Raw genomic sequence first — 20,258 nt, 5'->3', positions numbered from 1 at the left:
GCACGCTCAGGACCATCGGCGGTCTCGAGTCGCTAGGTTTTCTACTATCCGTTTCTTTCGCTTTCTTCATTTCAATGATCTAAAAGGATGTCAACGTGGACAATCTCGGTATCGTATTTCTCTCGGAAGTGGTGGGAACCGCTCTCCTGGTCCTGCTGGGCTGCGGGGTGGTCGCCAACGTCGCCCTGACCAAGAACAAGGGCTTCGGCGGCGGATTCCTGATGGTCACCATCGGCTGGGGCCTCGCGGTCTTCGCCGGCGTGATCGTCTCCTATAACTCGGGCGCTCACCTGAACCCCGCCGTCACCCTGGGACTCGTGTCGTCCGGGGCCACCGAATTCGGCTCGGGTGTCCCGGTCAACGCCGTGTCCGTGGCGACGTACATCGGGGCCCAGATGGTCGGTGCCATCCTGGGTGCCACCTTCGTCTGGCTCGCCTACAAGCAGCACTTCGACCAGGAACCGGATCCGGCCAGCAAGCTGGGCGTGTTCGCGACCGGCCCGGCCATCCGTTCCTATGGCTGGAACCTGGTCACCGAGATCATCGGCACTTTCGTGCTCGTTTTCGTCGTCATCGCGTTCGGCGGCGGACGCCAGGGCGAGAACGGCGGCCTGGCCGCCCTCGGTGCCCTGCCGGTGGCCTTGCTCGTGATCGTGATCGGCACCTCGCTCGGTGGACCGACCGGCTACGCGATCAACCCCGCCCGTGACCTCGGCCCGCGCATCGCGCACTTCCTGCTTCCGATCGAGGGCAAGAGTTCCTCCGACTGGGCCTACTCGTGGGTGCCCGTCGTGGGTCCCGTCATCGGTGGCCTGCTGGCCGGCTGGACCTCCGCGTTCCTCCTGCCGATCCTCGCCTAGGCGGCGCGCTCTTCTCCTCTTCTCGTTCCTGAACAACCGTGAACCCAGCATTGACAAAGGAGTTAACAATGGCAAAGTACGTCATCGCAATCGACCAGGGAACCACCAGTTCCCGTGCGATCATCTTCGACAAGGCCGGGTCGATCATTTCGACCGGTCAGCTCGAGCACGAGCAGATCTTCCCCCGGGCCGGCTGGGTCGAGCACGACCCGATGGAGATCTGGAACAACACCCGTGAGGTCATCGGCCAGGCTCTGGCCAAGGCCAACCTGACCCGCCACGACATCGCGGCAGTGGGCATCACCAACCAGCGCGAGACCGCCGTCGTCTGGGACCGGCACACCGGCATCCCCGTCTACAACGCCATTGTCTGGCAGGACACCCGCACCCAGCCCATCGTGGATCGGCTCGCCGCCGACGGAGGCGTCGAACGGTTCAAGGCCCAGGTCGGTCTGCCGCTGGCGACCTACTTCTCCGCCACCAAGATCGTCTGGATCCTCGAGAACGTCGAGGGGGCCCGCGAGAAAGCCGAGGCCGGCGACCTCATGTTCGGCACGACCGACACCTGGGTTCTCTGGAACCTGACCGGCGGCCTCGAGGACGGCGTGCACGCGACGGACGTCACCAACGCCAGCCGCACCATGTTCATGGACCTGAAAACTTTGCAGTGGGACGACGAGATCCTCGCGGCGTTCGATGTGCCCAAGTCGATGCTGCCCGAGATCCGTTCCTCGTCCGAGGTCTACGGCATCGCGAGCGGCCACAGCCTGCTGCGCGAAACCCCGATCGCGGGCATCCTGGGTGACCAGCAGGCCGCCACATTCGGTCAGGCGGCCTTCGACCAGGGTGAGGCGAAGAACACCTACGGCACCGGCAACTTCCTGATCTTCAACACGGGCACCGAGATCATCCACTCCAAGAACGGTCTGCTCACCACGCTCGGCTACAAGCTCGGCGACGCCGAACCGCACTATGCCCTGGAGGGCTCCATCGCGGTCACCGGCTCGCTTGTGCAGTGGCTGCGCGACAACCTGGGCATCATCAACACGGCCGAGGAGATCGAGGCGCTCGCCCTGTCCGTCGAGGACAACGGCGGCGCCTACTTCGTGCCGGCCTTCTCCGGCCTGTTCGCGCCGTACTGGCGTGCGGATGCCCGTGGCGCCCTGGTCGGCCTCACCCGCTACGTGAACAAGGGCCACATCGCCCGCGCCGCACTCGAGGCGATCGCGTACCAGACCCGGGAGGTGCTGGATGCGGTCAACGCCGACTCCGGTGTGCCGCTGACCGAGCTCAAGGTCGACGGCGGGGCCTCGGCCAACGACCTGCTGATGCAGTTCCAGGCCGATATCCTCGGCGTGTCCGTCGTGCGCCCGGTGGTGGCGGAGACGACCGCCCTCGGTGCCGCCTACGCGGCCGGCCTGGCGGTTGGTTTCTGGAACGACCTCGGCGAGCTGCGGTCCAATTGGCAGGAAGACGCACGTTGGGAGCCGAGCCTGGACATCGCCGAGCGCGACCGACTGCTGCGCAACTGGAAGAAGGCCGTCACCAAGTCCCTGGACTGGGTCGATGCCGACGTGATCTAGCCCTCACCCCCCCCTCCGCACACGACGCACCCCACCGAGACCCGTCGGCCGCACCTGGCCGCCGGGTCTCGGCATCCGTGCCCCGTCGGCCAGTTCCTTCATGGCGCGTCCCGGTGGGCAGCTCCCGTGGGTGGTGTGTGTGGCTAACTCAGGAGATCTACCCCGGCGGCGCCGAAGGATGCCGGACTGGTGCAGTTTGTCCCTCGCTTCACAGCCGTTTCTCCTGAATTAGCCACGGGTCGGCGGCGCCACCGCGGGTCCTCCACAGCACAGGCTGACCGGAGCAGGCCACAGGTGGGCGGCCGACGCGGCGGACAGAACCCGCGCTGTCCACACTGTCGACATGACTTGGGCAGAGTACTTCCGCGTGCACAATGTGCAGATCGCCGAAACCGGGGCGCTGAACGCCGCCGGCGCCAATTGGCGGGTGCTGAGGGCGGCCGTGAAGAGTGAATATCTGGTGAGGGCACGTCGAGGGCACTATGCGCTTCCCGATACGGATGCGCACATCCTCGAAGCGGTGCGGCTGGGTGGGCGACTCGCCTGCGTCTCCGCGGTTGCGAATGCCGGGATCTTCGCCCTGGACAGCACCTTCGCGCACATCCATGTCGACCCCACCGCTTCCCGGTTGAGGGCGCCGCACGACCGATTTCAACAGCTCAACGCTCACAACCGAGACGGTGTGGAACTCCACTGGGGTCAACTGCTCGACCCCCGCGGCGGCACCGAGTTCCGTATCGGGCTGGCCGATGCGCTGGTCCAGGTTTTCCGGTGCCAGGAGCCGAGATTCGCGATCGCCTCACTCGATAATGCCTTGTATAAGAGACTGCTTGCGGAGCAGGCCGTGGCCCAGATCTTCGCAGCCCTGCCCGCGGAGTTGCAGTCCCTGCGCCCGCTCATCGACTGTCGCAGCGAATCCGGCCAGGAGACCGTGCTCCGCCTCGTGATCACGGGAGCGGGCTTCGACGTCGAGATCCAGGTCGAGATCGGGGGCGTCGGTCGCGTCGACATGATCGTCGAGGGGCGCATAGCGGTCGAAGCCGATAGCCGGCAGTTTCACGACGGCTGGGAGGCGCACGCGCGGGACCGCACCCGCGACTGCGACCTCGCCATGCGGGGGTACCTGACTCTGCGGGTGCTCTACCGGGACATCATCCACCACCCGGAGCGCGTCATCGCCGCGATCATCGGCCTTCTGGCGTCGACCAGTCACTACCGCACCTTCATCGTCTAGTCGGTTCCCGGCAAGCCGACATCCGCTCCAGCACCTTCATGGTCTAGTCGGTTCCCGGCAAGCCGACATCCGATCCCGCGGNCTAGTCGGTTCCCGGCAAGCCGACATCCGATCCCGCGGGGCTGCCGGGTCCGGCTCGGCGGTCACCCAACCTGCCGGTCATGCGGTTGAGACCCACCCTCGTGTGGCTAACTCAGGAGATCGGCCGGATCGCAGCATTGGACCCGTGTGTTTGCGGGGTAAATAGGGACGGATGCGACGGATGTCCTGAGTTGGCCACGCAGGCAGGGCCCGTGCCTGCTTCGAGCCCGGCGTTGCCGTCAGCGTGGCCGGGCGGCGCGCGCAGCGGGGCGGCCCGCCCGCGGGCCCGACCTCCATGTGGTCGAGACCCACCCTCGTGTGGCTAACTCAGGAGATCGGCCGGATCGCAGCATCAGAGCCGCGTGTTTCCGGTGCGAAGAGGAACGCATGCGACGGATGTCCTGAGTTGGCCACACAGGGGCCGGCCAGCGGTCAGCGGTACCGTCAGCGGGGACCCCAGCGGCACCGTCAGCGGGGGCCAGCGGTCAGTGGGGTGTGGCTGCGGGCCGCGAGAGCCCCGGGCAGCGCGGCGAGGCTGGCGATCCGGATGACGCCCAGCCGAGCGGCCTCGGCCACATCGGCCCCGGCCCCAGCACCACCAGCCCCGGCCGCGGTTCGGTCCAGCCAGACTCCGGTCAGCCCGGCCGCGGCGGCTCCGATCGCGTCCGTGCGCAGCCGGTCGCCCACGTAGACGGCCTGCTCCGGCTCCGACCCGAACACCGTGCAGGCATGCCGGAAGATGCGAGGATCCGGCTTGGCGAAGCCCAGGCTGCCGGATGCGATCACGTGCTCCACCCGCACGTCGAGCCCGGTGTCCGCCAGTTTGTGCCCCTGAGGCGTCGACTCACCGTTGGTGATCAGCCCGATCCGCACGCCCGGAAAGGCGATGGCCAGCGCGTCGAGGCAGGGGAGCGCATCGGTGTGGAGGCGCCAACTCGCCCGATAGTGCAGAAAATACGCGTCGAACCAGCTCGTCGCCGCCGGCCCGGTCAGGGTCACGCCGTGCGCCGCCGCGAAGTCGCGGGCCCGCTCCCGGCGCTGCCCCGCGAAGTCCAGACTGCCGGCGAGGTAGGCGTGGTAATGCCGATCTTCCAGGTCGTCCCAGAGTGCCAGCGCCTTGCCGGGGTCGGCGTCGGTGTAAGTGCCGCCCAGAGAGTCGAGGTAGGCGCGGATGCCGTCGGCCACGGCGCCGCGATGGGCGAACAGGGTGTCATCGAGGTCGAACAGAACGACGGCGGGCCCGGGCGCGGACATCCGCTACCCGACGACGACGACGACGACGACGTCAACGGGCCGGCCCCGCCCCATCGGCAGCGAGCTCAGCACGATCGACACCACCGCCCTACCGCCGCGGTAGCAGGCCGACGCGGTCGTAGGCGCGCGCCAGCGTCTCGTTGGCCACCGCCGCCGCCCGGTCCGCGTTGAGGGCGAGGAGACGGTCGAGTTCGGCCGGGTCGTCGAGCAGCTCGAGAACGCGCGCCCGGATCGGCCCGAACGTGCCCGTGACCACCTCGGCGAGACCCTTTTTCAGGTCGCCGTAGCCGCGGCCGGCGTACTCGTCCTCGATCGAACCCACCGAGCGCTCCGCCAGCACCGAGTAGATCGTCAGCAGGTTGGCCACGCCCGGCTTGTTCTCGCGGTCGAAGACCACGCCGCCCTCGGCATCCGTGACAGCGCGCATGATCTTCTTATTCGTCACCGCCGGCTCGTCGAGCAGCCAGATCACGCCCGCGTGCGACTCGGCCGACTTCGACATCTTCGACGTCGGGTTCTGCAGGTCGTAGATCTTGGCGGTCTCCGTGACGATGGCGACCTCCGGCACGGTGAACGTCTGCCCGAACCGGGCGTTGAAGCGCGCCGCGAGGTCGCGGGTCAGTTCGACGTGCTGACGCTGGTCCTCGCCGACCGGCACGATCTCGGTGTCGTACAGCAGAATGTCCGCGGCCATCAGCATCGGGTAGGCGAACAGTCCCACGGTCGTCGCGTCCGATCCCTGCCGGGCGGATTTGTCCTTGAACTGGGTCATCCGGCTGGCCTCGCCGAAACCGGTGATGGTGTTCAGCACCCAGGCCAGCTGGGCGTGTGCTGCGACATGCGACTGCACGTACAGTGTCGACGCCGACGGGTCGATGCCGCTCGCGATGTATTGGGCGGCGGTGCGGCGGGTGTTCTCCCGCAGCTTCACCGGGTCCTGCGCCACGGTCAGGGCGTGCAAATCGACGATGGAGAAGTACGCGTCGTGGGTCTGCTGCAGCGCCTTCCAGTTCAGGAGGGCGCCGATGTAATTGCCGATCTGCAGGGAATCGGCGCTCGGCTGCATGCCCGAGTAGAGGCGGGGCTTGGTCATGGGATCAGATCTTTTCGTAGCGTGTGGCCGCCGGCCGGGCCGAAGGCGCGAGATGGAGGGGAGGTCAGATGGTGTAGTCGACGACCACGGGGGTGTGGTCGGACCAGCGCTGGTCGTAGGCGGCCGCGCGGTCGACGACGTAGCCGGTGACGGATGCCGCGAGCGCCGCTGTGGCCAGCTGGTAGTCGATCCGCCAGCCGGTGTCGTTGTCGAACGCCTGGCCGCGCCACGACCACCAGGTGAACGGCCCGTCCACTTCGCCGGCCCACCGGCGCCCCACGTCGACCCAGCCAAGTCCGGCCCCGGCGTTGTAGTCCGGGGCGTCTTCGGCGCCGACGATGCGGTCGAAGTAGGCGCGCTCCTCGGGCAGGAACCCGGCGCGCTTCACGTTTCCGCGCCAATTCTTGATGTCGAACGTGCGGTGCCCGACGTTCAGGTCACCGAGCACGACGGCCCGGTCGCTGTGTGCGGCGAGCTCGGGCAGTCGTTCGAGCATGGCGTCGAGGAACGTGTACTTCTCGACCTGCTTCGGGGTGCCCACCTCGCCGGAGTGCACGTAGGTGCTCACGACGGTGATCAATTTGCCGTTGACCTCGTAGTCGGCTTCGAGCCAGCGGCCGGCGCTGTCGAATTCGGCGGCGCCGAGCTCGACCCGGTGGATGGCCGCGGTCGATCGGCTGGCCAGGGCCACCCCGGCCCGGCCCTTCGCGGTGGCGGCGTCGTGCAGGATGCTCCATTCCGGTCCGAGCAGACCTTCGAGGTCCTCGGTCGAGGCACGCACCTCCTGGAAGGCGAGGATGTCCACGTCGCGTTCGGATAGCCAGTCGCCCATTCCCTTGCGGAAGGCGGCGCGCACGCCGTTCACGTTCACGCTGGCAATCCGCAGGCGCTCGCCAGCGGAAGCCGCGACCACAGCGGAATCGGCGGAGGCGGCGGAGGAGGCAGGGTCGGACGCGGCCGGGGTGGAAGCGGCAGTCGAGGCGGAAGGCATTCCTCGATTCTACTTTGGCTCAGGCCGGGGGCCGTCGTTCGTCAGCCCAGCGGCTCGCTTCTCGGCGGCGTGCAGGCGCCGTCCCGTCAGCAGCCGGCGGGGCCAGCTCGCGGTGTCGTGCGCGAGGCGGGCCTCCCGAAGCTCGGCCTGCACCACCACGCGGAAGGCCTCCTCCTCCTGCCGGCGCTTCTCGGTGGCAACCTCGTCCGCGCTGATCCGTCGTGGTGATAACCCGGCGTCGTCCATGCCGACGGCGATCCAGGATGCCGCGAGCAGTGTCAGGGTGCTGGTCAGGTTGAACCAGATCAGCAGTCCGATGATCACCGCGAATGCGGCGAGCAGCGGGTTGCGGCCGGCGCCGGCGAGCAGCGTGCTGCCGAGGACTTTGAGGACGCCGAGGCCCACCGCGCCCAGGATGGAGCCGGTGATGAGCTGGCGGACGGGGATCCGCACCCGCGACAGCACCCGGAACAGTGCGGCGAGGGTGATCGTGTCGATCAGGAGCACGAGGAGCAGGCCGACCGCGCGTGCGGCGGCGTTGAACCAGAACGAATCCCGGGACACCCCGACAAGCCCGAACAGGGCCCCGAGCGCCTCGGTGCTCGCGATCGAGATCAACGCCGACAGCACGAGCACGACCGCGAACAAAACTCCGAGGCCCAGCTCCCGTAGCTTGACGAGGAGGATGAAGGTTTTGTCGGGCGGCATCCGGAAGATCGTGCGCACCGCCTGCGCCGTTGTCGAGAGCCAGCCGAGCACGGTCGCGAGCAGGCCGACCAGTGCGATGACGCCGGACCAGCCGAAGACCCTGGCGTCGGCGAGGACGCTCGGGTCGATCACGCCTTCCTCGCCGATCAGCCCGGGGACGGACTGGTTGATGAAGGAGTAGAGCGTCAGCTCGAGGTCGGGATTGGACGTGATCCACAGTCCCGCGATGGAGAAGGTCAGCCAGAGGGCCGCGAACGTCGCGAAGATGGCCTGGTAGGACATGCCGCCGGCCAGGATGCCGCCGCCGCTTTCCCCGAACCGGGTGAAGACCCGCACCGGGCGCGAGCGCATGACCCGCGCGATGAGGGTCTTGGTCCGGTCGATCGCCGTGGGAGTGTTCACCCGCTCAGCCTAAGCGGCAGCCGGGCGACGGAGAAAGCGAAAGGCCGGTCTCGCCACGACGAAACGTCGTGACAAGACCGGCCAGGGTTTGGACCGGCTACACGGTGCCGCGGAGCATGGCCTGCTTGACCTCGGAGATGGCCTGCGTGACCTGGATCCCGCGGGGGCAGGCCTCGGTGCAGTTGAAGGTCGTGCGGCAGCGCCACACGCCTTCCTTGTCATTCAGGATGTCGAGGCGTACGGCGGCGTTGTCGTCGCGCGAGTCGAAGATGAAGCGGTGCGCGTTGACGATCGCGGCCGGACCGAAGTACTGTCCGTCGGTCCAGAACACCGGGCAGCTCGACGTGCATGCGGCGCAGAGGATGCACTTCGTCGTGTCATCGAAGCGTTCGCGCTGGGCGACGGTCTGGATCCGCTCCTTGCCGTCGGTGGGGGCGTTGTTCGCCACCAGGAACGGCTGCACGGCACGGAACGATTCGAAGAACGGCTCCATGTCCACGATCAGGTCCTTCTCCAGCGGCAGGCCCTTGATCGCCTCCACGTACACCGGCTTGGTGATGTCGAGGTCCTTGATCAGGGTCTTGCAGGCCAGGCGGTTGCGGCCGTTGATGCGCATAGCGTCCGAGCCGCAGATGCCGTGCGCACAGGAGCGGCGGAAGCTCAGTGAGCCGTCCTGCTCCCACTTGATCTTGTGCAGAGCGTCGAGCACGCGGTCCGTCGGGTACATCTGCACGTCGAAGTCGTCCCAGTGCGGTTCGTCGTCGACCTCCGGGTTGTACCGGCGGATGATCAGGGTCACGGTGAAGGACTGGATTTCCTCCGGCACGACCGGGGCACTCGCCGTTGTCGGTGCGGTTGCGGTTGCGGTACTCAACTCAGTACTTCCTTTCCATCGGCTGGTAGCGCGTGATGGTGACCGGCTTCCAGTCGAGCGCAATGTGGTCGGCGGCGTCGGCGGAGAGCGGGTCTCCGGTCAGGTAGGCCATGGTGTGCACGAGGTAGTTGGCGTCGTCGCGCAGGGGGAAGTCGTCGCGCATGTGCCCGCCGCGGCTCTCCTTGCGGTTGCGTGCGGAGAACACGACGACCTCGGCCAGGTCGAGCAGGAAGCCGAGTTCGACGGCCTCGAGAAGGTCGGTGTTGAACCGGCGGCCCTTGTCCTGCACGCCGATGTTCTTGTACCGCTCGCGCAGGCCGTGGATCACGTTGGTGACGTCGGAGAGCGACTCGTCGGTGCGGAACACCTGCGCCTTGGCGTCCATCGTCTCCTGCAGCTCCTTGCGGAGCACTGCGATGCGCTCGGTTCCGGTCGAGGTGCGGATGCCCTCCAGCAGCTCCCGCACACCCCGGGCCGGGTCGGTCGGCAGCGGCGTGAACTCGGCCGTCGCGACATAGGCGACGGCGTTGTTGCCGGCCCGCTTGCCGAAGACGTTGATGTCGAGCAACGAGTTGGTGCCGAGGCGGTTGGAGCCGTGCACGGACACGCAGGCGCATTCGCCGGCCGCGTAGAGGCCGGGCACGACGGTCGTGTTGTTGCGCAGCACCTCCGCGTTCACGTTGGTGGGGATGCCGCCCATCGCGTAGTGCGCGGTGGGCATGACCGGCACCGGCTCGGTGACCGGGTCGACGCCCAGGTAGGTGCGGGCGAACTCGGTGATGTCGGGCAGCTTGGTCTCGAGCACCTCGGCACCGAGGTGGGTGCAGTCGAGGTACAGGTAGTCCTTGTTCGGACCGGCACCGCGGCCTTCCGCGACCTCCTTGACCATGCAACGGGCGATGATGTCCCGCGGGGCGAGGTCCTTGATGGTGGGCGCGTAGCGCTCCATGAACCGTTCGCCGGCCGCGTTGCGGAGGATGGCGCCCTCGCCGCGCGCGCCCTCGGTAAGCAGGATGCCGAGGCCCGCCAGTCCGGTCGGGTGGAACTGGAAGAACTCCATGTCCTCGAGCGGCAGGCCCTTGCGCCACACGATGCCCACGCCGTCACCGGTCAGGGTGTGCGCGTTGGAGGTGGTCTTGTAGATCTTGCCGAACCCGCCGGTGGCGAAGATGAACGCCTTCGCCTGAAAGACGTGCAGTTCGCCGGTGGACAGGTCGTAGGCGACGACGGCCGAGGGCTGGTCGACCCCGTCGACCGGTGTCATGACCAGGTCGAGCACGTAGAACTCGTTGAAGAAGTTGATGCCGCGTTTGACGCAGTTCTGGTAGAGCGTCTGCAGGATCATGTGGCCGGTGCGGTCGGCGGCGTAGCAGGCACGCCGTACCGGCGCCTTGCCGTGGTCGCTGGTGTGGCCGCCGAACCGGCGCTGGTCGATCTTGCCTTCCGGCGTTCGGTTGAAGGGCAGGCCCATGTTCTCGAGGTCGATGACCGCGTCGATGGCTTCCTTGGCGAGGATCTCGGCCGCGTCCTGATCCACCAGGTAGTCGCCACCCTTGACTGTGTCGAAGGTGTGCCATTCCCAGTTGTCTTCTTCGACGTTGGCGAGGGCCGCGGCCATCCCGCCCTGCGCCGCACCCGTGTGCGAGCGCGTCGGGTACAGCTTGGAGATTACGGCCGTGCTGGCGCCGGAGCCGGCTTCGATGGCGGCACGCATACCGGCACCCCCGGCTCCCACGATGACGATGTCGAACTTGTGGTAGTGCACACCGTCGACGACGGTGGACTCTGAGGGCGCGGTTAAAGCATCCGTAGTCATATGGGTGTTTGCAGCTCCTAAATGGCCGAGCAGAACGAGGGAAGAAGATCGGCGGGCGAACCGGCCGGGCAGGGATCGAACGTGAAGACCACGAGCGTGCCGAGCACGATCAGGATCACGACGGCCGCCAGGATGGCGGACTTCAGGATGCCGCGGGTCAGACGCTGAGTGGCGTAGTCGTTGACCAGTGTGCGCATGCCGTTGCCGCCGTGGATCAGGGCGAGCCAGAGCATGAGAACGTCCCAGACCATCCAGAACGGGGTGGTCAGCTTGCCGGCGACGAAAGCGAAGTTGAGGGCGCTGACGCCCTCGCCGACCATCAGGTTGACGAAGAGGTGGCCGAAGATGAGCACGACCAGCACGACGCCGGAGACGCGCATGTAGATCCAGCCCCACTTCTCCCAGTTCACGCCGCGGGAGCGCGGCGCGCGAGAGTAGGGGCTGCGGGGAGCTTCGATTGTGGATGTCATGGCTCTCCCCGTTCTAGTGGCTGAACACGTTGATCAGGTGGCGCGGCACGAAGGCGAGCATCGTTACCACCCACAGGGCGATCACGACGTAGAACATGGCCTTCTGGTACTTGGCGTTCCAGAAGTCGATCAGGATGATCCGAATCCCGTTGAAGGCGTGGAACACGATGGCCGCGACGAGCGCGGTTTCGCCGAGGCCCATGATCGGCGTCTGATAGCTGCTGATGACCGCGTTGTAGGCCTCCGGGCTGACGCGCACCAGCGCGGTGTCCAAGATGTGAACCAGCAAGAAGAAGAAGATCGCAACACCCGTAATGCGGTGGAGGACCCACGACCACATGCCCTCACGGCCCCGATACAGGGTTCCGGCGGGGCGACGTGATGTCGTCTTCTGCTGGGATGTCAGTGTCGCTGCCTGCTCTGGCATGACCAACCCTCCCTGGCTGAGTAACGGCCTCGACGAATCAGGCCGACAATGCGCCGTGCGCACGTGAATCAATTATAAGTGTCTCTGTGCCGAGATAAAACGCGAATGTCCGGCTAGCGCTGCATTGACAGCGGAACCGCAACCATGGCGCGAACGGCGGCTCGTTCGTCGACGACCTGCTCGTAATGCGCCAGCAGCGCGCCGCACACGTTTTCCCAGGATCGACCGAGCACGCTCCGGCGTCCCGCCTCGCCCATCCGCCGCCGCAACGCAGGGTCCAGAACCAGCCGGGCGACGCAGCGGCGCAGGTCGCTCTCGTCGTCCGGAACGAAGAGGAAGCCGTTTTCGCCGTGGCTGACCAGGTCGATCGGGCCGCCGGCCCGCGGTGCGACGACCGGCAGCCCGGCGGCGTGCGCCTCCTGCAGGGTCTGGCCGAAGGTCTCCTCGGTGCCCGCGTGCAGGAACAGGTCGAAGCTCGCGTAGGCCCGGGCGAGATCCGCCCCGTCCAGGCGGCCGAGCCAGGTCACCGGCATCCCGGCGAGCTCCCGCTCGAGTGCCGGCCGCGACGGGCCGTCGCCGACGAGGGCGAGGCGGATGCCCGGCAGCCCGCGCAGGGCCCGGAACCTCTCCACCTGCTTCTCCGGCGCCAGGCGGCCGACGTAGCCCACAACGACCTCCCCGTTCGGGGCCAGCCGGCTCCGCAGCGCCGACGCCTCCGGGTCGGATCTCCGGTTGGGGTGGTAGCCGACCAGGTCGACGCCGCGGGTCCAGTGCGCCAGCCGCCGCAGGCCGACGCGGCGCAGGTCCGCCATCGACGCGGAGGAGGGAGCCAGGGTGAGATCGGCTCCCTCGTGCACCCACTTGACGAAACGCCACGCGGACTGCGCGGCCGGGCCGAGCCGGTTGCGGCGGGCGTAACCGGCGACATCCGTCTGGAAAACGGCGACGCTGGGGACGTCCTGCCGGTTCGCGGCCGCGATGCCCTGGGCGCCGAGCAGGAACGGAGACGCCGCGTGCAGCACGTCCGGGGCGAAATCGGCCAGCAGCCGGTGCACCTGCGGGCTGGGCATTCCCACCGGGAACTGCCGGTAGCGTGCCGCGGGAACACCGTGCACGGGGAACCCGGCGTACTCGGCCGGGGCGCCGGCCGGGGCGATGACCATCGCGTCGTGGCCCGTGCGGGAAAGATGTTCGAGCACCTTGCACACGCTCGTGGTGACTCCGCTGACCGTAGGCAGAAAACTTTCGGTGATGAGTGCAACCCTCATGAGGGTGAGCGTAGGCACGCCCTCCGGCGGGCAGGTGAACGCACCGTGAACGGCGTGGGCCGGGCGGTAGTCTGGCCGAATGCTGCCTTCCACGGAACCACTCGATCGTTTCTACAGCGTGATTCCCGCCGGTGGGATCGGATCCCGGCTGTGGCCGCTTTCCCGCGCCGACGCCCCCAAATTCCTGCACGACCTGACCGGCTCCGGCCAGACCCTGCTCCGGGCCACCTGGGATCGCCTCGCACCTCTGTCCGGCGAGCAGCGCATCATGGTGGTCACCGGCCGCGCGCACCGCGCCGCCGTCGAGGAGCAGCTCCCCGAGCTCGCCGACCTGAACGTGGTGCTCGAAAGCGAGCCGCGCGAGTCCACCGCCGCCATCGGCCTGGCCGCGGCGATTCTGGAGAAACGCGAACCGGGCGTCATCATCGGCTCCTTCGCCGCCGACCACGTGATCAAGGGACACCACCTGTTCCGCCAGGCGGTCGCCGAGGCCGTGCGCGCCGCCGACGCCGGCTACATCGCCACCATCGGCATCCAGCCCACGGAGCCGGCCGTCGGCTTCGGCTATATCAAGACCGCCGGCGCGCTGCACATTGCAGGCGCCGCCAGCGCGCTGTCGGTGGACTCCTTCGTGGAGAAGCCCGACCTTGCCACCGCCCAGGACTACCTGGCCAACGGCACTTATTTCTGGAATGCGGGCATGTTCATCGCCCGCGCCGACCGCCTGCTCGAAGAGATCGGGGCGTCCGAGCCCGAACTTCTCGCCGGGCTGCTCGCACTGGCCGAGGCCTGGGATACCCCGCGCCGCGGCGCCGTGGTCGACCGCGTCTGGCCCCGCCTGAAAAAGATCGCGATCGACTACTCGGTCGCCGAACCGGCGGCCGCCCGCGGCAAGCTCGCCGTGATCCCCGGTCAGTTCGACTGGGACGACGTGGGTGACTTCGCATCGATCGCGAAAATCCACGCCAACGGCCGCAAGCGCGATCTCGCCATCCTCGGCGACGGTGCCCGGGTGCTTGCCGACTCCTCGAGCGGGATCGTGGTCAGCCACACCGGGCGCATGATCGCCCTGATCGGCGTCGAGGACATCGTCGTGGTCGACACCCCGGACGCCCTCCTCATCACTACCAGCGCCAACGCGCAGAAGGTCAAGGCCGTCGTCGACGCGCTGAAGCTGTCCGGCAGCAACGACGTGCTCTAAGGGCATAAACCCCCCGATCGAGGGCATTTTCGGGCCCGATTCGGCCGGGGCGTCCGGCAGGCCTTCCGTGGACCAGTATCGCGTCTTGATAACCTTTCGCCCACGGGCCCGTTTTGCTCCTTTGAGCAGAGAATCATTCGATAGCGTGTAACCCAATACAGCCCCTTGCGAACCCGCGCCGGGCGACCATTGGAGGTCATTTTGACAATCATGAAACGACGGGTCGCATTCAGCGGCCTTGCCACGCTGGGCGTCGTGGCCCTTCTCGCGGCCTGTGCGCCGGCGCCGACCGATGAGGGAACCGCTGGTGGCGGTGCCGAATCCGACTACCTGCCCTGCATCGTCTCCGACTTCGGCGGCTTCGACGACAAGTCCTTCAACCAGTCCAGCTTCGAGGGCATCACCAAGGCCTCCGACGACCTCGGCATCGAATTCCAGCAGGCCGAGTCCAAGTCGGAAGACCAGTACGGCCCGAACGTCTCCAGCATGGTCGACCAGGGTTGCGACTTCGTCCTCACCGTCGGTTTCGCCCTCTCCAACGCCACCCGCGATGCCGCCCAGGCCGCTCCCGACACCAACTTCGCGCTGATCGACTCCGCGCTCTCCAATGACGACTTCAGCCCGCTGACGCTCGACAACGTGAAGCCGGTGCTGTACGACACGGCGCAGGCCGCGTTCCTGGCCGGCTACCTGGCCGCGGGCACCACCAAGACCGGAGTCGTCGGCACCTACGGCGGACTCCAGTTCCCGTCGGTCACCATCTTCATGGACGGCTTTGTCGACGGCGTCGCCTACCACAACGAGAAGAAGGGCACCGACGTCACCGTCAGCGGCTGGGACAAGGCCACCCAGACCGGCCTGTTCGCCGGTGGCTTCGACGACATCAACCAGGGCAAGGCGCTCAGCACCACCCTGATCGATGCCGGCGCTGACATCATCCTCCCGGTTGCCGGACCGCTCTTCCAGGGCACCGCGCAGGCCATTCAGGACTCCGGCAAGGACGTCGCCATCATCGGTGTCGACAGCGACCTGTTCGAGACCACGCCCGAGTTCGCTTCGCTGTACCTCACCTCGGTGCTCAAGCAGATGACGGATGCCACCGAGCAGATCATCCTCGACGACGCTGAGGGCGACTTCTCGTCCACCCCCTACGTCGGCACGCTCGAGAACGAGGGCGTCGACATCGCCCCGCTCCACGACTGGGAGTCCAAGGTCGACCCCGCGGTCATGACCGAGATCGAGGCCATCAAGGCCGACATCATCAGCGGCGCTCTCAAGGTTGAGTCGCCCGCGACCCCGAAGTAGCACCGAAACAGCACTCAGACGCAGTCGGGGAGGCACGCATCATGCGGGCCTCCCCTCCTGCGTTAGTGGGCGGATGTCGCCGGCCGTGATGCCTGCACACCCGAGCGAACCGCGCCACCCCGCCAACATATGAGCAAGAGCGTCAACTTTCGCTCGCCACTGAATAGAATCGACGACATGAAGCTCGAACTTCGAGGCATTACGAAGCGATTCGGTGCCCTGGTCGCGAATGACCACATTGACCTCACCGTCGAGGCCGGAGAAATCCACGCACTGCTCGGCGAAAACGGCGCGGGGAAATCCACCCTGATGAACGTGCTTTACGGCCTGTACCGGGCCGAAGAGGGCGATATCCTCCTCGACGACGTGGTGCAGCACTTCAGCGGCCCCGGCGACGCCATGGCCGCCGGCATCGGCATGGTGCACCAGCACTTCATGCTCATCCCGGTGTTCACCGTCGCCGAGAACGTCATGCTCGGGCATGAGGAGACCAAGGCCGGCGGTCGCCTCGACCTGCCCGCGGCCCGCAAGCACGTGCGCGAGATCTCCCGGCGGTTCGGGTTCGACGTCGACCCGGATGCGCTCGTCGAAGACCTCCCCGTCGGCGTGCAGCAGCGGGTCGAGATCATCAAGGCGCTCTCGCGCGACGCGAAGGTGCTCGTCTTCGACGAGCCCACCGCCGTGCTCACGCCGCAGGAGACCGACGAGCTGATGGTCATCATGCGCCAGCTCAAGGCGAGCGGCACCTCCATCGTGTTCATCACGCACAAGCTGCGCGAGGTGCGCGAGGTCGCCGACCGGATTACCGTCATCCGTCTGGGCAAGGTCGTCGGCGAGGCGTCCCCGACCGCGAGCAACGTCGAGCTGGCCACCCAGATGGTCGGCCGTGCGGTCGACCTCACCGTGGACAAGTCCCCGGCACTGCCCGGTGAGGCGGTTCTGTCGGTGAAGAACCTCACCGTGCTCGACCCGCACGGCCAGATCCTGGTCAACAACGTCAGCTTCGAGGTGCACAAGGGCGAGATCCTGGCCATCGCCGGGGTACAGGGAAACGGCCAGACCGAACTCACCGAGGCGATGATGGGGCTCCAATCGCGGGTCTCCGGGGAGATCACCCTCGACGGCAAGTCGCTGCGCGGGCATTCGGTGCGCCAGGTACTCGACGCCGGAGTCGGATTCGTGCCGGAAGACCGCAACGAAGACGGACTGGTCGGTGAGTTCACCATCGCCGAGAACCTGATGCTCGACCGCTCGAACGCGCTCCCCTTCGTCAAACGGTGGAACGTGCAGCGGGCCGTCCTCGCCGCGTTCGCCGAAAAAAAAGTCACAGAGTTCGACGTGCGCGCCCAGGGCATCGAGACCCCGGTCGGCAAGCTCTCCGGCGGCAACCAGCAGAAGGTCGTGCTCGCCCGCGAGCTCGGCCGCGATCTGCGCCTCTTCGTCGCCGCCCAGCCCACCCGCGGGCTCGACGTCGGCTCGGTGGAGTTCGTCCACGAACGCATCGTGGCCACCCGGGATGCCGGCACGCCCGTGATCGTCATCTCGACGGAGCTCGACGAGGTGGCAGCCCTCGCGGACCGGATCATGGTCATGTACCGCGGTCGCATCGTCGGCATCGTCCCCGGTGACACGCCGCGCGCCGTACTCGGTTTGATGATGGCCGGCGAAACGCCCGCCGGAGAAGGAGCTGCCGCGTGAGCGCGACACAGGGTCCCACGACCACGTCAGGAACGCCGTCAAGCCCGGCCCCCGAACAGCCGTCCCGCTGGAACCAGGCGTTCCGCGAGATCACCACCGGCAACGCGATCATCTCCGTGCTCGCCGTCGTGCTCGCGCTCTTCGTCGGCGGCATCATGATCGCCTTCACCAACGAGGGTGTTCAGGAAGCCGCAGGCTACTTCTTCTCCCGGCCCGGCGACCTGCTGCGGGAAGTCTGGTACTCCGTGTCCGGCGCCTACTCGGCCCTGTTCCAGGGGTCGGTCTACAACTTCCGTCGGCCGAGCTTCGCCGCCGGCATCAAGCCGCTCACCGAGACGCTCACCTTCGCGACCCCGCTGATCATGGCGGGGCTCGGCGTGGCGCTGGGCTTCCGGGTGGGCATGTTCAACATCGGTGGCCGCGGCCAGATGCTGATCGCCGCCGCCCTCGGCGGCTGGGTCGGTTTCGCCGTCGACCTGCCCTACGGCCTGCACATGGTCGCGGCCCTCGTGGCCGGCGTGCTCGGTGGCGCCCTCTGGGGTGGGATCGTGGGTCTGCTCAAGGCCCGCACCGGCGCCCATGAGGTGATCACCACGATCATGCTCAACTACGTCGCGTTCTACCTGGTCAGCTACCTGCTGCGCGAGGGCTTCCTGAAGACCCCCGGATCGAACAACCCGAAGAGCCCGGCGACGAAGGTCACCGCGGTCTTCCCGGACCTTCTCGGCTCGACGTACTCGCTGCACTTCGGCTTCATCCTGGCCATCGCCGCCACGGTTTTCACCTGGTGGCTGCTGTCCCGGTCGAACCTGGGCTTCCAGTTCCGGGCCGTGGGACTGAACCCCCACGCGGCGCGCGTCGCCGGCATCAGCGTCAAGCGCATCTACGTCTACGCGATGCTGTTCTCGGGCGGACTGATCGGCCTGGCCGGCATCAACCAGGTGCTCGGCACCACGACCAGCGGTTTCGGCGCCGGACTCGACTCCGGCATCGGCTTCGATGCGATCACGGTCGCGCTGCTGGGCCGTTCCAAGCCCTGGGGTGTGTTCGCCGCGGGCATCCTGTTCGGCGCGTTCAAGGCCGGCGGTTTCTCGATGCAGGCGGCGGAGGGTGTGCCGATCGACATCGTGCTCGTCGTGCAGTCACTGATCGTGCTTTTCATCGCGGCTCCGCCTCTCGTGCGGGCCATCTTCCGACTGCCGGCCCCGGGCTCCGCGCCCCGCCGGGCACTGCCCAACGTTTCCCAGGAGGTGGCTGCACAGTGAGCACCGTTGCCCCGGCCGTCCAGCCCGTATCATCCACCGCCGACGATCGCCCCGACTTCGAAATCGTGAAGAGTTGGAAGTCGCCCATCGCCCTGGCGATCTTCACCGTCGTCGCCTTCGCGCTCTTCGTGGCCTTCGGCCGCGAGGGGGTCAGCACCATGCGGCTCTCCACCTCGAGCGACCTGATCCAGCTTTCCGATCTCCTGCTGCCCACCCGGCTGACCGGCATCGTCATCAGTGTGCTGCTGCTGTTGATCACGGGCGTGAGCGTGTGGCTGGTGCAGTCCAGGCGTCAGGTGCCGATCTGGCTGATCTCCGTCTACGCGGTGCTCTTCCTGATCGGATTCCTGGTCTGGGCTGCCGCCGGCGAGTCCATCCCGGTGCCCGGGCTGCTGTTCGGCTCGCTCAGTTTGGCCGTACCGCTGATCTTCGGCGCCCTCGGCGGTGTCATCTCCGAACGGGTCGGCGTGGTCAACATCGCCATCGAGGGGCAACTGCTCGCCGGGGCGTTCACCTCGGCCATGGTGGCGTCCCTGACCAACCAGCCCATCCTCGGCCTCGTCGCGGCCATGCTCGCCGGCGTGCTCGTTTCGATGGTGCTCGCCTCGTTCTCGATCAAGTACTTCGTCGACCAGGTCATCGTCGGTGTCGTGCTCAACGTTCTCGTGATCGGCGTCACCGGTTTCCTTTACTCCCAGGTGATGGCGCCCAACGCGGCCCTGCTCAACCAGCCGCCTCGATTCGAGCGGATCAACATCCCGCTGCTCAGCGAGATCCCGATCATCGGGCCGGTCTTGTTCCGGCAGACCCTGATCGTCTACATCATGTACGTGGCCGTCGCCTTGGTGTACTACGGCATCTTCCACACCCGGTGGGGCCTGCGCCTCCGCAGCGTGGGCGAGCACCCCCAGGCGGCAGACACCGTCGGCATCAACGTCGGCCGCACCCGGTTCTGGAATGTGTCGCTCGCCGGGGCGATCGTCGGCCTCGGCGGCGCCTACTTCACCCTCGGTTCGGTGGGCGCATTCGGCAAGGAGATGACCGCCGGAGCCGGCTTCATCGCGCTGGCCGCCGTGATCTTCGGCCGTTGGGATCCGATCCGGGCCACGCTGGCCGCCCTCCTGTTCGGGTTCGCGACCAACTTGCAGAATGTGCTCAGTGTCATCGGCTCGCCGGTGCCGAGCGAGTTCATGCTCATGCTGCCGTACCTGATCACCATCGCCGCCGTTGCCGGGTTCGTCGGAACGTCGCGGGGACCGGCGGCATCCGGCAAGCCCTACATCAAATCGTGACCGGCGTAAGCCATGGCGCCTCGCCAGCGGCCGGCGACATCGACTGGGCCGCGCTGCGGGAGGCCGCGACGACGGCGATGGCCCAGGCCTATGTGCCGTACTCGAAGTTCCCGGTCGGCGCCGCGGCGCAGGTCACCGACGGTCGTGTGATCAGCGGATGCAACGTGGAAAACGCCTCCTACGGGCTCACCCTCTGCGCCGAATGCGCCCTCGTCTCCGTGCTGCACCTGACCGGGGGAGGCCAGCTCGTCGCGTTCACCTGCGTCGACGGCAACGGCCGAACGCTGATGCCCTGCGGCCGCTGCCGTCAGCTGTTGTACGAACATTCCGCGCCCGGCATGCTGCTGGAGACCGTGTCGGGTGTGCGCACCATCGATGAAGTGCTGCCGGACGCCTTCGGGCCGAGGCAGCTCGCCGAATATCAGGAAGAGTAGCT

The 20,258-nt window shown here is 67.3% G+C and carries 18 protein-coding genes; 9 read left to right on the top strand and 9 right to left on the bottom strand.

Annotated elements, in window-relative coordinates; all coding sequences use genetic code 11:
- The first annotated feature begins 95 nt into the window (after nt 1-95).
- From E3O62_RS13515 to E3O62_RS13505, 3 genes are all read left to right on the top strand, one after another.
- Nucleotides 96-860, top strand: a complete 765-nt coding sequence (locus E3O62_RS13515) for an MIP/aquaporin family protein (protein WP_134395274.1) — start codon at nt 96-98, stop codon at nt 858-860.
- A 68-nt stretch (nt 861-928) separates the two neighbouring features.
- Nucleotides 929-2,443 (top strand): glycerol kinase GlpK, encoded by a 1,515-nt coding sequence (gene glpK / locus E3O62_RS13510; protein ID WP_134395273.1) that lies wholly within the window; start codon nt 929-931, stop codon nt 2,441-2,443.
- Nucleotides 2,444-2,786: 343 nt separating this feature from the next.
- The gene (locus E3O62_RS13505; protein WP_134398850.1) at nt 2,787-3,677 is read left to right on the top strand and encodes an endonuclease domain-containing protein; all 891 of its coding nucleotides are present in this window, start codon (nt 2,787-2,789) and stop codon (nt 3,675-3,677) included.
- A gap of 549 nt (nt 3,678-4,226) precedes the next feature.
- Here E3O62_RS13505 and E3O62_RS13500 read toward each other — a convergent pair.
- From E3O62_RS13500 to E3O62_RS13460, 9 genes are all read right to left on the bottom strand, one after another.
- Nucleotides 4,227-5,012: an HAD family hydrolase gene (locus tag E3O62_RS13500; protein ID WP_134398849.1), complete on the bottom strand. Its 786-nt coding sequence runs from the start codon at nt 5,010-5,012 to the stop codon at nt 4,227-4,229.
- An 88-nt stretch (nt 5,013-5,100) separates the two neighbouring features.
- Nucleotides 5,101-6,105: a tryptophan--tRNA ligase gene (gene trpS / locus E3O62_RS13495; protein ID WP_134398848.1), complete on the bottom strand. Its 1,005-nt coding sequence runs from the start codon at nt 6,103-6,105 to the stop codon at nt 5,101-5,103.
- Nucleotides 6,106-6,169: 64 nt separating this feature from the next.
- Complete coding sequence (locus E3O62_RS13490; RefSeq protein WP_134398847.1) at nt 6,170-7,096, bottom strand: exodeoxyribonuclease III; 927 nt, start codon at nt 7,094-7,096, stop codon at nt 6,170-6,172.
- Between the two features lie 9 nt (nt 7,097-7,105).
- Nucleotides 7,106-8,206 carry a YihY/virulence factor BrkB family protein gene (locus E3O62_RS13485; protein WP_134398846.1) on the bottom strand — a complete coding sequence of 367 codons (1,101 nt, stop codon included), beginning with the start codon at nt 8,204-8,206 and terminating at the stop codon, nt 7,106-7,108.
- Nucleotides 8,207-8,303: 97 nt separating this feature from the next.
- Entirely contained in the window at nt 8,304-9,080 is a 777-nt protein-coding gene (locus E3O62_RS13480; RefSeq protein ID WP_174720147.1) for a succinate dehydrogenase iron-sulfur subunit, read from the bottom strand.
- A gap of 1 nt (nt 9,081) precedes the next feature.
- The gene (gene sdhA / locus E3O62_RS13475) at nt 9,082-10,896 is read right to left on the bottom strand and encodes a succinate dehydrogenase flavoprotein subunit (RefSeq protein WP_134395267.1); all 1,815 of its coding nucleotides are present in this window, start codon (nt 10,894-10,896) and stop codon (nt 9,082-9,084) included.
- Between the two features lie 17 nt (nt 10,897-10,913).
- On the bottom strand, nt 10,914-11,366 hold the full coding sequence (locus E3O62_RS13470; protein WP_104100347.1) for a succinate dehydrogenase hydrophobic membrane anchor subunit: 453 nt from the start codon (nt 11,364-11,366) through the stop codon (nt 10,914-10,916).
- Between the two features lie 13 nt (nt 11,367-11,379).
- Entirely contained in the window at nt 11,380-11,793 is a 414-nt protein-coding gene (gene sdhC, locus E3O62_RS13465) for a succinate dehydrogenase, cytochrome b556 subunit (RefSeq protein ID WP_134395266.1), read from the bottom strand.
- Nucleotides 11,794-11,906: 113 nt separating this feature from the next.
- A complete protein-coding gene (locus E3O62_RS13460; RefSeq protein ID WP_134398845.1) occupies nt 11,907-13,061 on the bottom strand; it encodes a glycosyltransferase family 1 protein in 1,155 nt (384 codons plus the stop codon).
- 79 nt (nt 13,062-13,140) lie between these two features.
- Between E3O62_RS13460 and E3O62_RS13455 the strand changes: the two genes are divergently transcribed.
- From E3O62_RS13455 to E3O62_RS13430, 6 genes are all read left to right on the top strand, one after another.
- Complete coding sequence (locus E3O62_RS13455) at nt 13,141-14,262, top strand: mannose-1-phosphate guanylyltransferase (protein ID WP_134395264.1); 1,122 nt, start codon at nt 13,141-13,143, stop codon at nt 14,260-14,262.
- A gap of 210 nt (nt 14,263-14,472) precedes the next feature.
- Nucleotides 14,473-15,567, top strand: coding sequence for a BMP family protein (locus E3O62_RS13450; protein ID WP_134395290.1), 1,095 nt, complete (start codon nt 14,473-14,475; stop codon nt 15,565-15,567).
- Between the two features lie 177 nt (nt 15,568-15,744).
- Nucleotides 15,745-17,265, top strand: a complete 1,521-nt coding sequence (locus E3O62_RS13445; RefSeq protein WP_134395263.1) for an ABC transporter ATP-binding protein — start codon at nt 15,745-15,747, stop codon at nt 17,263-17,265.
- Nucleotides 17,262-18,530: an ABC transporter permease gene (locus E3O62_RS13440; protein WP_166784597.1), complete on the top strand. Its 1,269-nt coding sequence runs from the start codon at nt 17,262-17,264 to the stop codon at nt 18,528-18,530. The genes E3O62_RS13445 and E3O62_RS13440 overlap by 4 nt, the downstream gene beginning before the upstream one ends.
- Nucleotides 18,527-19,822: an ABC transporter permease gene (locus tag E3O62_RS13435; protein WP_370448418.1), complete on the top strand. Its 1,296-nt coding sequence runs from the start codon at nt 18,527-18,529 to the stop codon at nt 19,820-19,822. The genes E3O62_RS13440 and E3O62_RS13435 overlap by 4 nt, the downstream gene beginning before the upstream one ends.
- Complete coding sequence (locus E3O62_RS13430; RefSeq protein WP_255570047.1) at nt 19,819-20,256, top strand: cytidine deaminase; 438 nt, start codon at nt 19,819-19,821, stop codon at nt 20,254-20,256. The genes E3O62_RS13435 and E3O62_RS13430 overlap by 4 nt, the downstream gene beginning before the upstream one ends.
- Nucleotides 20,257-20,258 lie beyond the last annotated feature (2 nt).

Origin of the sequence: Cryobacterium sp. TMT2-15-1 (genome assembly GCF_004402345.1) — a bacterium.
Taxonomy (GTDB): Bacteria; Actinomycetota; Actinomycetes; order Actinomycetales; family Microbacteriaceae; genus Cryobacterium; species Cryobacterium sandaracinum.
This window is presented reverse-complemented; position numbering and strand designations above follow the sequence as displayed.